The organism is Enterobacteriaceae bacterium ESL0689, assembly GCA_029433525.1.
Classification (GTDB): domain Bacteria; phylum Pseudomonadota; class Gammaproteobacteria; order Enterobacterales; family Enterobacteriaceae; genus JAQTIF01.
In genome coordinates this window covers 1,943,173-1,956,362 of the sequence record JAQTIF010000001.1, presented here as the reverse complement: position 1 = coordinate 1,956,362, position 13,190 = coordinate 1,943,173, and the positions used below count along the sequence as shown (strand labels likewise).

Genomic DNA, 13,190 nt, shown 5'->3' with positions numbered 1-13,190 from the left:
AGGTCAGGCGCTAATTAATGCACAATCAATATAAAGTGATATAACTATTTCCGCGAAATTTATCTCACAGGTAAAAAAGTCGTATCAACCTGCCATCAGGCGTCAGAAATGCCACTGATAGCCATCGGGAAGCTGTTACTTGCCTGGGGTGTATTTATTCTGTACCTCACTCAATGATGCCAGCTGTAAGGCTTCTTTATAATGCTTACGACAGACAGACACATAGCATTCATTGCCTCCAATAACCACCTGTTCCCCACTATTATAAGGGCGCCCTTGTTGATCGAGACGAAGCACCATGCCAGCTTTACGACCACAAAAACAGATCGTTTTTAATTCAACCAGCTTATCCGCCCACGCCAGCAAATACTGACTACCACCGAATAATTCACCGCGAAAATCCGTTCGCAATCCGTAACACAGCACCGGAATAGCCAGCTTGTCAACGACTTCAGACAATGCAAATACCTGTTCGCGCGTCAGAAACTGGCTTTCATCCACCAGAACACAATGAACCGGCTGCTGTGCATGTGCCGCGGTAATATCCGTCAATAAATCCGTTTGCGGATTAAATAGCCTGGCGGGAGATGACAGACCAATCCTTGAACTCACCTTACCCGCACCAAAGCGGTCATCAATTTCAGCGGTATAAACCAGGGCACGCATACCCCTTTCCTGATAATTATACGCTGACTGCAATAAGGCCGTGGATTTACCTGCGTTCATGGCAGAATAGTAAAAATAGAGTTGAGCCATCAGTGACATAATCCCAATCAAAAGTGTTTCACTTCAATAAAATTGTAACATATTTCCTGTGACACCCTGCCCTTTCCGGCACGCACGTCATGATCGTGACTGACCGACTCTTCTTTAATTGCAGCAACGGTTATCTGCTGAATAATGCCTGTCATCACTGGTCAATAAATGCATGGCTAATCAGCCAACAACGGTTTTGATTTTTACCTGATATGTCCAGCCGGGTAAAGCGCCTGGCAATAAAACCAATATAAAGCTTGTCATCAGGTACCTAATATTGAGTCGTTATCCACTGTATTATATTAGCGACTATCATGCCTAATCCCCTAATTTTGCAAGAGAATATTTATAGCGGAAAAGTATGAATTTGCCGCAGGAGTATCTGAAAATCTAACTTTCCCGGTAGCGTCGGCTTAAGCGTTGCGTAGTTTCAGATGTGAAATTGTACGAAAATTTAGCTTAAATTAAATAAACCAACCGCTAAATAACAATTAATTTGAATTCATATCCCCCTTGCCTATTGCACATCTGATTATATCATTCTATTATTACAGCCATGTTTGTTCTCCCCCAGTATAAATTTGAGATTACTACAATGAGCGAAGCACTTAAAATTTTGAACAATATCCGTACTCTCCGCGCTCAGGCCAGAGAGTGTACCCTCGAAACATTAGAGGAAATGCTGGAAAAATTAGAAGTTGTTGTCAACGAACGTCGTGAAGAAGAAACTGCCGCAGCCGCAGAAATTGAAGAGCGGACTCGTAAGCTGCAACAATATCGTGAAATGTTGATCGCTGATGGTATTGATCTCAATGAGCTAGTTAATACTATGTCAGCGACCAAAGCAGGCACCAAAACTAAACGTGCGGCTCGTCCGGCGAAATACAGCTATATTGATGAAAATGGTGAGACTAAAACCTGGACTGGCCAGGGACGGACGCCGGCTGTAATCAAAAAAGCCATCGATGAAGAGAATAAAACGCTGGACGATTTCCTGCTTTAATAACGTTTTGCATTAAAAAAATCCCGCTAACGCGGGATTTTTCTTATCCGATTCGCATAGCTAACGTTGCATCGCCAAAAACTGACATACCACGATTATTATCGCTATTGAAAACAATTACTTTTCGATAGTTTCTTTCAGCCAGGCTTTAAAGTCCTCTCCCAAAGCGTCATGGCGAATACCATACTCGACGAAAGCTTCCATATAACCCAGCTTATTTCCGCAGTCATGGCTTTTGCCTTTCATATGATACGCTTCAACGGTTTCTTGCTCTATCAGCATATCAATAGCGTCTGTTAACTGAATTTCATCACCCGCACCTGGAGGCGTCTTGGCTAATAGTGGCCAGATATCAGCACTTAATACATAGCGACCGACAATGGCAAGATTCGAAGGTGCCACATCTGCTTTCGGTTTTTCCACCACACCCACCATGGGAATACTTTCACCAGGCTGTAACGATTCACCTTTACAATTAACGACACCATAAGCAGTGACATCAGCGACAGGCTCCACCATAATCTGACTGACACCGGTTTCATCAAACCGGGCAATCATCTCTGCCAGATTGTCACGGCACAGATCCGATTCATATTCATCCAGAATAACATCCGGCAAAACAACGGCGACTGGCTCATCTCCGACCACCGAATGTGCGCACAGAACCGCATGACCAAGACCTTTGGCCAGCCCCTGGCGAACCTGGATAATCGTGACATGGGGTGGGCAAATAGATTGAATTTCTTCCAACAACTGGCGTTTAACACGTTTTTCCAGCATGGCTTCCAGTTCAAAACTGGTGTCAAAATGGTTTTCGATCGAGTTTTTCGAAGAGTGAGTAACCAGAACAATTTCTGCAATCCCGGCGGCGATACACTCATTAACAACATACTGAATTAAAGGCTTATCGACTAATGGCAACATTTCTTTTGGAATAGCCTTAGTCGCAGGAAGCATCCTGGTACCTAATCCTGCAACCGGGATAACCGCTTTTTTTACTTTAGAATGAGAGGCAGTCATCGATATCTCCTTGTCTGTTTGTTTTTCAAACTTTTATTAATCTGCTCATTATCTCAGTTCACTCAGACAGAACTGGGGTAAAAAGATTCATATTTTATTGATTCAGGGCTTTTACTTATCAGCCCAAATAGTAGCACCACAGAAGAAAGTTTGATATTGATATCGTTATTCCCTGCTATCCCGATGACGGCAAATCATGAAAACAGATATAGATACCGATATAACTGTTCATTTCGCAGACAACATTAAACGCAGACGTCCTCCCTTTCCCCAGACCAGGCATTCCCATGAACGACAGTGCTCACTTATTTGATTGAAATAAACCTCACCTAATGTGCCTAAGGGAACCCCGACACTAAGCGGAATCTGTTGCCCACCGGTATTCAAAATAGCGTCCAGGCCGGCGGAAGCTAATGTTAAATTTTGTGAATCGTGACGATAATAGCCTGCCAGCAGAGGAAATTGCCCCGGTAAACTCGCCTGCCGCAGTAATTGATTCACTTTATTTAACAAATCTGCCATCTCGGGTAACTGTTGTCCCTGATGAATTAATGGTTTTTGTAACAGACTATTAAATAATACCCGTAGCAATAATGCTGCCAGAACACCATTATCACCCGCTCGCGTCACATCCAGACAATAAAAAGCCACATCGTTTTCCGATAATGGTGCAATATCAAGCACCAGCCCCGGCCTGTCGGCCAGAACCAACTGACGATAACGAATATGGCACTGTGAGACTTCCTGTTGCACGGGGGGCTGCAGGTTCTGCAACAGCCGTGATGCCGCTGAGGGATCATTCACCAGTGCATCCCAGTCAGCAAATAAATGCGCTTCTTCTTTCACCCGTGAATTGAACATGGTGGGATATAAACAGGCGTAGACCGTTTCGCGCAATAAATTAAAATCTTTTATCGGCTTTAAGATTATATCCTGCACTCCCAGACGCATCGCTTGCGCGACATCGGTCATATTTTCGGTTGCTGAAATCATCAGCACTGGCAGTTGATTGCCCTGATTACGCAAACTCTCAACCAGTTGCAAGCCATCCATTCCTGGCATTGAGATATCACAAATCATCAAATCAGGTTCCGACTCAGCCACTTTTTTCAGCGCTTCAATACCTTCCGAAGCCAGCACCGTTGTCGCCCCTAATGAAACCAGCCAGCTCTGCAAAAGCGTGCTGAAAACGGCTTCGTCTTCCACGATCAGAATCTGTTTTCCTGCCAGTGGCTGTGTCATAGCGTCTCCTCTGACTGCCGAAATAAAATAGTGGTATCTCACTGATACTATCTTCTCTTCATATTGACTGAGTATGAGGAGATAGACAACGCGGAAAGAAGTCCAGCCCTCTGCCAACACGATAACGTTATCACAAGGTACTAAGCGCCTGGCCCATCAGGCGTTATTGGCGCAGCCAGTTTGGACACGGACAGCGCGGAGAAACCGCAGCGTACACGGAGTACGTGAGGATTTCGAGCACTGCCCAGGGCCAAAATGGTAAGTAAAATAGCCTGATGGGCCAGGCGCTAAGGATATATATTTTCTGCTATGCATATAGGCACAACTTCAGCAACTCTGTTAACATCGCGCAACAGGCCGGAAGATTCCCCGTGGAGACCCAATGTCACTATTATGCCCTTGCGGTAGTGCCCTGGAGTATAACGCATGTTGTCAGCAATATCTGAGTGGCAGATTACTGGCACCCGATCCCGCAAAACTGATGCGTTCCCGATACAGCGCTTTCGTGATGAAAAACGCCGATTATCTCATCAGCACCTGGCATCCCAGCTGTCAGGCACAACAATTTCACGCTGACTTAGAAAAAGGGTTCACCACCACGCACTGGCAGGGTTTGACTGTTTTTGCCATCGAAAAAGGTCGCACCCCTGATGAAGGCTTTGTCAGTTTCATCGCACGTTTTATCGATGATAAACACCCTGGGGTTATTATTGAGCGGTCACGATTCTTAAAGGAAAACGGACAATGGTACTATATCGCGGGCAGTCGGCCGTCACTCTGTCGTAATGCGCCTTGTCCATGTGGTTCAGGTAAAAAATTCAAAAAATGCTGCGACCAGTAACAGGGTACCAGCCATAGAAAAAAAGAAAGGATTTTCCTCGCGATGCACTTATCACAACGAAAAATACTACGCACGATTTGCCCCGACCAAAAAGGACTCATCGCGCGTATCACCAATATTTGTTACAAACACGAACTCAATATTATACAAAACAACGAATTTGTTGATCATCGTACCGGGCGCTTTTTTATGCGTACTGAGTTAGAGGGGATTTTCAATGATGCGGTGCTGCTGGCTGATCTTGATAGTGCTCTCCCGCAAAGCTCTATCCGTGAGCTGGTACCGGCTGATCGCCGCCGTATCGTAATTCTGGTAACAAAAGAGGCTCACTGTCTCGGTGATCTATTAATGAAAGCCAGCTACGGTGGCCTGGATGTTGAAATTGCTGCGGTTATTGGCAACCACGATACCCTACGTGCGCTGGTTGAGCGTTTTGATATTCCCTTCCGCCTGATCAGTCATGAAGGGTTAACGCGCGAAGAGCATGACCAGCAAATGGGTGATGCGATTGATTCTTATACTCCCGACTATGTGGTTCTGGCCAAATACATGCGTGTTCTGACGCCAGAGTTTGTTTCCCGCTTCCCACAACAAATTATTAATATCCATCACTCATTTCTGCCCGCTTTTGTCGGTGCGCGGCCTTATCACCAGGCTTATGAGCGCGGTGTAAAACTTATCGGTGCTACCGCCCACTACGTTAATAATAACCTCGATGAAGGTCCGATTATTATGCAGGATGTGATTCACATCGATCACACCTATACCGCTGAAGATATGATGCGTGCAGGGCGTGATGTAGAGAAAAATGTTCTGAGCCAGGCGTTATATCAGGTTTTAGCGCAACGTGTATTCGTCTACGGCAATCGGACGATTATTCTTTAATCATTGGCATAACAGGCCGGATCATTCTGGCGCTGAATGGGTAAAATTCGGGCAATCAACTGACTTTTACCCGCTCAACGCTTTACAGAAAGCTGTTATCTGATATAATGCGCGCGCTTTCTGAGGAGAAAGCGGCTTAGCGCCTGTGGTGGGGTTCCCGAGCGGCCAAAGGGAGCAGACTGTAAATCTGCCGTCTTCGACTTCGAAGGTTCGAATCCTTCCCCCACCACCATCACTTTTTATTTATCTAAAATACCCTTCATATCCTGTTATATTCCCGCGAACGCTCACAACGAACAGCACTGAATGGCAAGCCCTCCCGCGATGTTGCCCGGCTGTTTATTTATTAAGAGTCTATCCCACCAGGCGTTATTGGCGCAGCCAGTTTGGACACGGACAGCGCGCAGAAACCGCAGCGTACATGTTTTCGAGCATGGCCCAGGGCCAAAATAGCAAGTAAGATAGGCTCTAAGAAGCGCATAACAACCATATTAAGCGGGCATGGCATCGATCTGATGGAATAAATGACCTAATCCAGTGATCACGCTTGCCATACCCGTACTGTTTTTGCCGCTAAATGGCTGAAGACACTTCAGCACAACGCGGCATCAGGCAGATAATGAAGCGCCCTGTCAGCGACGGGCGCGGACAATCTGATATTGCCGACTCAGATACCCCACCGGCGCACTCCAGATGTGTACCAGCCGGGAGAACGGGAATAACAGGAATAACGTCATCCCCAGCACCAGATGCAGCCGGAAGATAAATGCAACCCCCTCCAGATGCCCGGCAGCATTGCCGTGGAAAGTCACCACCGCTTGCGCCCAGGCAACCAGTTTCATCATTTCGCTGCCATCCCTATGATGGGCAGAGACCGGAATAGTGAGTAATCCCAGCACGCACTGCACCACCAGCAATATCAGGATCAGGATATCGGCGCCTGTCGTGGTGGCCCGTATCCGGGGATTCAACAGGCGACGTTTCAGCAATAGCGCCCCGCCCACCAGCGTCATCACGCCACAGACTCCGCCACCCAGCATCGCCATTTTTTGTTTCACCGCCACCGGCAGGAACGCTTCATACATCCAGTGTGGCGTTAACATGCCGAAAAAATGCCCGACAAAAATGCCAAGGATACCGACGTGAAACAGATTGGATGCCAGATGCATCCCTTTTTTATCCAGCATCTGACTGGAACCTGCCCGCCAGGTGTATTGGCCATAGTCATAACGCAGCCAGCTGGCGATTAAAAACACCGATCCCGCAATATAGGGATAAATGTCAAAGAAGAACATATTGAGGAAATGCATTATGGTTGCCCTCCAGCAGAGATATCCAGATATTGCGGAGCTACCGCCCCGGCAAAACGCCGCTGATGAGCCGCCATAGCAGACGAATCACACCCTTTATCGGCAAAGAATTTCACCTGCTCCTCTTCCCATACCGCATCCAGTGCTTGCGGCGTATCATCGCGGGCCTCGGTGCTGATTTTTTCCGCCACTTTCTGGCTATCCACCGCTGTTTGTCCCAGATTCAGCAACAGCTCAAATAACAGAGCATAGCGGCTATCACGCTGTTGCAGACGGGCATGGAGTAGCGCCAGGATCGGCGCGACATCCCGTAATCCGCGCAAGGCCTCCTCTTGCGGTAACTGAGCCAGATACTCCAGATACAACGGTAAATGGTCAGGTAACTCGCGACTATCGAGGATCAGGCCATGACGTTCATATTGCGCCAGCAGATCTACCATCGCCTGACCCCGATCACGGGACTCGCCGTGGACATGCTCAAACAGCAGCAGTGAGGTCGCCCGTCCCCGATCAAACAGTTCACTGTAAGCGGCCTGCGCATCTAACAGATCCTCGCCCGTCAACTGATGCAAAAAAGCATCCAGCCGCCGGGCATCCTCGTGGCTGAACGTTTCACCCGAAGCGATGGCCTCGGCGATCTCCTGCTGATGCTGCCATAAACCGGCATCAGGATACTCAAGCAGACGAGAAACAATGATAAGTTCGATCATGACTGTGTCTCCTCGGTTTTGCTGGTGACGTCAATGGCATCAATACGTCGGCTATTGAAAAGATTGAAAGTCGTATCGGAACCATGACAGCCATCACCAAACGTAAAACCACAGCCCCCCTGTTCCGGGAACGCATTGCGTGCCAGTTCACGATGATCACCCGGCACCACAAACCGATCTTCGTAGTTGGCTATCGCCAGATACCGGTACATCTCCTGAGCCTGCGCTTCGCTCAGTCCGGCTTCTTCCAGCGCACGGGTATCCACCACCCCGTCCACGGTTTCGGCTCGTTTAAAATGACGCATTGCCAGCATCCTTTTTAACGCCAGCAGCACCGGTTGGGTATCGCCAGCGGTTAATAAGTTCGCCAGATACTGGAGCGGAATACGCAAACTTTCGACATCCGGCAGAATACCGTTACTGCCCAGTTCCCCGGCATCCGCGGCCGACTGGATCGGTGACAGCGGCGGCACATACCAGACCATCGGCAGTGTGCGATACTCAGGATGCAGCGGCAGCGCCAGCTTCCACTCCACCGCCATTTTATAAACCGGCGACTGCTGCGCGGCGCTAATCACCCCCTGCGGTATCCCCTGTTTGAGCGCTTCTGCCATCACCTGTGGATCATGCGGATCGAGGAATATCGCCAGTTGGCGCTGATATAAATCCTTTTTATTTTCACTACTGGCCGCCTGCTCAATCGCATCGGCGTCATACAGCAGCACACCGAGATAGCGAATACGCCCCACGCAGGTTTCAGAACATACCGTTGGCATTCCGGACTCAATACGTGGATAGCAGAAAATACATTTTTCTGACTTACCGCTCTTCCAGTTGAAATAGATCTTTTTATAAGGACAGCCGGTAATACACATCCGCCAGCCACGACATTTATCCTGATCGATCAGCACAATGCCATCTTCCTCACGCTTGTAGATAGCGCCACTCGGACAAGTGGCAACACACGCCGGATTGAGGCAGTGTTCACACAAACGCGGCAGGTACATCATGAAAGTATTTTCGAACTGACTGTACATCGCTTTCTGGACATGGGCGAAGTTGCTATCTTTCGCCAGGCTGGCGAACTCTCCGCCTAGATCATCTTCCCAGTTTGGGCCGTGGGTAATTTTATCCATCCGTTGCCCGGTGATCCGCGAACGGGGACGGGCCACAGGCTGATATTGACCTTCTGGCGCCACATGCAGATGCTGATAGTCGTAATCAAACGGCTCATAGTAATCATCCATCCCCGGCAAATCAGGGTTAGCAAAAATTTTGCCTAACAGCGTAACCCGGTTGCCCATCCGTGGCTGCAAGCGACCATTGATTTTACGAATCCAGCCCCCTTTCCATTTCTGCTGGTTTTCCCAGTCATGGGGAAAACCGACACCCGGCTTGGTTTCTACATTATTAAACCAGGCGTACTCTGTCCCTTCGCGGCTGGTCCAGACATTTTTACAGGTAACAGAACAGGTGTGGCAACCAATGCATTTATCAAGATTCAGCACCATGCCCACTTGTGAACGAATTTTCATTTTACGCTCTCCTGTACCTGGTCACGACCTTCATTATCTAACCAGTTAATATTCTTCATCTTACGAACTACAACGAACTCATCACGGTTCGAGCCCACGGTTCCGTAATAGTTAAAGCTATAGGCCAGATGCGCATAGCCGCCAATCATATGGGTCGGTTTGGGGGTAATACGGGTAACGGAATTATGAATACCACCACGTTGACCGGTAATTTCCGAGCCAGGCAAATTCATAATTCGCTCCTGTGCGTGATACATCATCGTCATCCCGGCTGGCACCCGCTGACTGACCACTGCACGCGCAGTCAGCGCACCGTTACTGTTAAACACTTCAATCCAGTCATTATCGGCAATGCCGAGTTCCTGCGCATCGGCTTCACTTAACCAGACCACCGGGCCACCGCGACCCAGGGTCAGCATTAACAGATTATCGCTATAGGTCGAATGGATACCCCACTTCTGATGAGGAGTAAGGAAATTCAGCGCTTTTTCCGGATGACCATTCGGCTTTTTACCCATCACCGCCTGCACCGAACGGGTATCGATCGGTGGACGGTAAACCAGCAGGCTTTCCCCGAAGTCCCGCATCCACTGATGATCCTGGTACAGCGACTGGCGGCCAGAGAGGGTACGCCAGGGGATCAACTCATGCACATTGGTATAACCGGCGTTATAAGAAACATGCTCATCTTCAAGACCCGACCAGATAGGGCTGGAGATAATCTTGCGCGGTTGTGCCTGAATATCGCGAAAGCGGATTTTTTCATCTTCTTTATGGATCGCCAGATGGGTCAGATCACGACCGGTAATCTGACTGAGCGCCGCCCAGGCTTTCACCGCCACCTGACCGTTGGTCTCTGGTGCCAGCGTCAGGATCATTTCTGCGGCATCAATCGCCGTGCTGAGCATCGGCTGACCTTTGGCGGGCCCTTCCATTTTGCAGCGGTTAAGCTGACGCAGAAAATCGATTTCACTTTCTGTATTCCAGGCAATGCCTTTACCACCGTTGCCGACTTTCTCCATCAACGGGCCAACCGAAGTGAAGCGTTCATAAGTCGCCGGATAGTCCCGTTCCACGGTCATAATATGGGGCGCCGTTTTGCCAGGAATCAACTCACACTCGCCCTTCTTCCAGTCCAGCACCCCCAGTGGTTGCGCCAGCTCCGCAGCAGAGTCGTGCTGAATCGGCAGGGTCACCACATCGGTCTCTTTACCCAGATGACCGACGCAGAGTTGTGAAAAGGTTCTGGCGATCTCTTTATAAATCTCCCAGTCACTTTTTGACTCCCACGCCGGATCCACAGCCGCTGAGAGCGGATGAATAAACGGATGCATATCCGAAGTATTCATATCATCTTTTTCATACCAGGTGGCGGTGGGCAGCACAATGTCAGAGTACAGACAGGTACTCGACAGACGGAAATCCAGCGTCACCACCAGATCCAGTTTGCCTTCCAGCCCCTGCGGGTGCCACTCCATCTCTTCTGGCTTAACGCCCCCCTGCTGACCCAGATCTTGGCCCTGAATACCATGCTCCGTACCCAGCAGATACTTCAGCATATACTCATGGCCTTTCGCGGAAGAACCCAGCAGATTTGAACGCCAGATAAACAGATTACGCGGATGGTTTTTGCCATTTTCCGGTTGTTCTGCGGCAAAACGCAGCGTGCCTTCCTTCAGCGATTTCACCGTATATTCGACTGCGGTCATGCCGGCTTTTTCCGCTTGCGCGGCGATGGTCAGTGGATTGGTGCCAAGCTGTGGCGCAGAGGGCAGCCAGCCCATCCGTTCTGCACGCACATTAAAATCGATCAGATGACCGCTGTAGCGTGTGGGATCGGCCAGCGGGGACAACAGCTCCTGAGCGGTCACGGTTTCGTATCGCCACTGACTGGAGTGATTATAGAACCACGAAGTGCTGTTCATATGGCGCGGTGGCCGTTGCCAGTCAAGAGCAAAGGCCAGCGGTAACCAGCCGGTTTGTGGCCGCAACTTCTCCTGGCCAACATAGTGCGCCCAGCCGCCACCGCTCTGTCCGACACAGCCGCAGAAGATCAACATATTGATCAATCCACGATAGTTCATATCGAGGTGATACCAGTGGTTAAGTCCGGCACCGAGGATAATCATCGATCGGCCATGAGTCTTATTAGCATTATCGGCAAACTCGCGGGCGATACGGATGATATGACTGCGCGAAACGCCAGTGACCTGCTCAGCCCAGGCGGGCGAGTAGGCTTTGACCTGATCATAAGAAGTTGCGCAGTTTTCGTCCTCAAGGCCACGATCAAGGCCGTAATTGGCCAGCGTCAGATCATAAACCGTGGTAACCAGCGCCGTTGACCCGTCGGCCAGGATCAGCCGTTTGACCGGCAGTTTGTGCACCAGGGTATTTTGTAAGGTCACTTTATTGAAAAATTCACTGCCATCGCCGCCAAAATAGGGAAAGCCCACATCCGCTATCTCATCATGCTGACCCAGCATACTGAGGGAGAGTGTCACCTCATCACCGCTGTGGCTGTCGCGCTGCTCAAGATTCCACTTGCCTTTATCACCCCAGCGAAAGCCGATCGAACCATTCGGCACCGTGAGATGGCCCTGCTGATCAAAAGCCACCGTTTTCCATTCTGGATTATGTTGCTGGCCGCAGGCATCGGTTAAATCAGCGGCGCGCAGCATCCGACCGGCGGCATAGTAGCCCTCCCGTGGCTCCAGCATGACCAGCATTGGCATATCGCTATAGCGGCGCACATAATCGGTAAAATAGGGGCTCGGTTTATCGAGATGGAACTCACGCAGGATCACATGGCCCATTGCCAGCGCCAGCGCCGCGTCAGTACCCTGTTTGGGTGCCAGCCACAGATCACATAATTTGGCGATTTCAGCGTAGTCAGGAGTGATGGCGACGGTTTTCGTTCCTTTATAGCGCACCTCAGTGAAGAAGTGTGCATCCGGGGTGCGGGTTTGCGGCACGTTGGAGCCCCAGGCGATAATATAACTGGCGTTATACCAGTCGGCTGATTCCGGCACATCGGTTTGTTCCCCCCAGGTCTGCGGGGAGGCGGGTGGCAGATCACAATACCAGTCATAAAAACTCAGGCAATTGCCACCAATCAGTGACAGGTAACGGGCACCTGCGGCATAAGAGACCATCGACATCGCCGGGATCGGCGAAAAACCGGCCACCCGGTCGGGGCCGTAGGTTTTCACGGTATACACATTTGCCGCCGCGATCAGCTCATTAACCTCCTGCCAGGAGGAGCGCACGAACCCTCCATGACCACGCGCCTGTTTGAAACTTTTAGCCTGCTCGGCATCTTCGATAATCGATGCCCAGGCGACAACCGGATCAGGATGCTGCGCTTTTGCTTGCCGCCACATCTTCATCAGCCGTTTACGCATTAAGGGATATTTCAGCCGGTTTGCGCTGTAAAGATACCACGAATAGCTGGCACCCCGCGGGCAGCCACGCGGCTCATGATTGGGCATATCCGGGCGAGTGCGGGGATAATCAGTCTGTTGTGTCTCCCAGGTGACGAGGCCATTTTTTACAAAAATCTGCCAGCTACAGGAACCAGTACAATTGACACCGTGAGTGGATCGTACCACCTTGTCATGCTGCCAGCGCTGACGGTATCCCTCCTCCCAGTCACGATTGGTGTTAATAAGCTGACCATAGCCATTGGCAAAGGCTTCGCCCTTCTGTCTAAAGTAACGAAACCGGTCCAGGAATTGACTCATTGGTTTTCTCCTGTATGGAGCCTGATAGCTCTCTGATTAAATCGACATTGCTGAAACTGGCAGTGAAGGTAACGCGATAAAAACAAAGCAAAATTGATAATGATCAATGCAGAATAAGTTATAAATTGCAGTATCCTGCTCACTACTC

The 13,190-nt window shown here is 49.7% G+C and carries 10 protein-coding genes and 1 tRNA gene; 4 read left to right on the top strand and 7 right to left on the bottom strand.

What is annotated here, in order from left to right:
- Positions 1 to 135 precede the first annotated feature (135 nt).
- Positions 136 to 756: a thymidine kinase gene (gene tdk / locus PT300_09440; GenBank protein ID MDF7680786.1), complete on the bottom strand. Its 621-nt coding sequence runs from the start codon at positions 754 to 756 to the stop codon at positions 136 to 138.
- Between the two features lie 595 nt (positions 757 to 1,351).
- On the opposite strand from tdk, the gene hns reads away from it, so the two are divergent.
- Complete coding sequence (gene hns, locus PT300_09435; protein MDF7680785.1) at positions 1,352 to 1,759, top strand: DNA-binding transcriptional regulator H-NS; 408 nt, start codon at positions 1,352 to 1,354, stop codon at positions 1,757 to 1,759.
- A 117-nt stretch (positions 1,760 to 1,876) separates the two neighbouring features.
- Here hns and galU read toward each other — a convergent pair whose 3' ends face one another.
- Positions 1,877 to 2,779, bottom strand: coding sequence for a UTP--glucose-1-phosphate uridylyltransferase GalU (gene galU / locus PT300_09430; GenBank protein MDF7680784.1), 903 nt, complete (start codon positions 2,777 to 2,779; stop codon positions 1,877 to 1,879).
- Between the two features lie 228 nt (positions 2,780 to 3,007).
- A complete protein-coding gene (gene rssB, locus PT300_09425; protein ID MDF7680783.1) occupies positions 3,008 to 4,021 on the bottom strand; it encodes a two-component system response regulator RssB in 1,014 nt (337 codons plus the stop codon).
- Between the two features lie 382 nt (positions 4,022 to 4,403).
- On the opposite strand from rssB, the gene PT300_09420 reads away from it, so the two are divergent.
- The 3 genes from PT300_09420 (at position 4,404) to PT300_09410 (ending at position 5,979) form a co-directional block, all read left to right on the top strand.
- A complete protein-coding gene (locus PT300_09420; protein ID MDF7680782.1) occupies positions 4,404 to 4,862 on the top strand; it encodes a YchJ family protein in 459 nt (152 codons plus the stop codon).
- A 42-nt stretch (positions 4,863 to 4,904) separates the two neighbouring features.
- Positions 4,905 to 5,747, top strand: coding sequence for a formyltetrahydrofolate deformylase (purU, locus tag PT300_09415; GenBank protein ID MDF7680781.1), 843 nt, complete (start codon positions 4,905 to 4,907; stop codon positions 5,745 to 5,747).
- A 147-nt stretch (positions 5,748 to 5,894) separates the two neighbouring features.
- Positions 5,895 to 5,979, top strand: a tRNA-Tyr gene (locus PT300_09410).
- Between the two features lie 400 nt (positions 5,980 to 6,379).
- On the opposite strand, the gene narI is transcribed toward PT300_09410, so the two are convergent.
- Genes narI through PT300_09390 form a run of 4 tightly spaced genes read right to left on the bottom strand, consistent with a single transcriptional unit; the run spans position 6,380 to position 13,042 of the window.
- Positions 6,380 to 7,057, bottom strand: coding sequence for a respiratory nitrate reductase subunit gamma (gene narI, locus PT300_09405; GenBank protein ID MDF7680780.1), 678 nt, complete (start codon positions 7,055 to 7,057; stop codon positions 6,380 to 6,382).
- On the bottom strand, positions 7,057 to 7,767 hold the full coding sequence (gene narJ / locus PT300_09400) for a nitrate reductase molybdenum cofactor assembly chaperone (protein ID MDF7680779.1): 711 nt from the start codon (positions 7,765 to 7,767) through the stop codon (positions 7,057 to 7,059). Before narJ ends, narI begins: the two co-directional genes overlap by 1 nt.
- Positions 7,764 to 9,302 (bottom strand): nitrate reductase subunit beta, encoded by a 1,539-nt coding sequence (narH, locus tag PT300_09395; protein MDF7680778.1) that lies wholly within the window; start codon positions 9,300 to 9,302, stop codon positions 7,764 to 7,766. The genes narJ and narH overlap by 4 nt, the downstream gene beginning before the upstream one ends.
- Positions 9,299 to 13,042 carry a nitrate reductase subunit alpha gene (locus PT300_09390; protein ID MDF7680777.1) on the bottom strand — a complete coding sequence of 1,248 codons (3,744 nt, stop codon included), beginning with the start codon at positions 13,040 to 13,042 and terminating at the stop codon, positions 9,299 to 9,301. Before PT300_09390 ends, narH begins: the two co-directional genes overlap by 4 nt.
- Positions 13,043 to 13,190: the final 148 nt, after the last annotated feature.

What these genes read in the sequence shown, in the direction of transcription:
- tdk (MDF7680786.1), bottom strand. Translation starts at nt 756, where the DNA reads ATGGCTCAACTCTATTTTTACTATTCTGCCATGAACGCAGGTAAATCC.
- hns (MDF7680785.1), top strand. Translation starts at nt 1,352, where the DNA reads ATGAGCGAAGCACTTAAAATTTTGAACAATATCCGTACTCTCCGCGCT.
- galU (MDF7680784.1), bottom strand. Translation starts at nt 2,779, where the DNA reads ATGACTGCCTCTCATTCTAAAGTAAAAAAAGCGGTTATCCCGGTTGCA.
- rssB (MDF7680783.1), bottom strand. Translation starts at nt 4,021, where the DNA reads ATGACACAGCCACTGGCAGGAAAACAGATTCTGATCGTGGAAGACGAA.
- PT300_09420 (MDF7680782.1), top strand. Translation starts at nt 4,404, where the DNA reads ATGTCACTATTATGCCCTTGCGGTAGTGCCCTGGAGTATAACGCATGT.
- purU (MDF7680781.1), top strand. Translation starts at nt 4,905, where the DNA reads ATGCACTTATCACAACGAAAAATACTACGCACGATTTGCCCCGACCAA.
- narI (MDF7680780.1), bottom strand. Translation starts at nt 7,057, where the DNA reads ATGCATTTCCTCAATATGTTCTTCTTTGACATTTATCCCTATATTGCG.
- narJ (MDF7680779.1), bottom strand. Translation starts at nt 7,767, where the DNA reads ATGATCGAACTTATCATTGTTTCTCGTCTGCTTGAGTATCCTGATGCC.
- narH (MDF7680778.1), bottom strand. Translation starts at nt 9,302, where the DNA reads ATGAAAATTCGTTCACAAGTGGGCATGGTGCTGAATCTTGATAAATGC.
- PT300_09390 (MDF7680777.1), bottom strand. Translation starts at nt 13,042, where the DNA reads ATGAGTCAATTCCTGGACCGGTTTCGTTACTTTAGACAGAAGGGCGAA.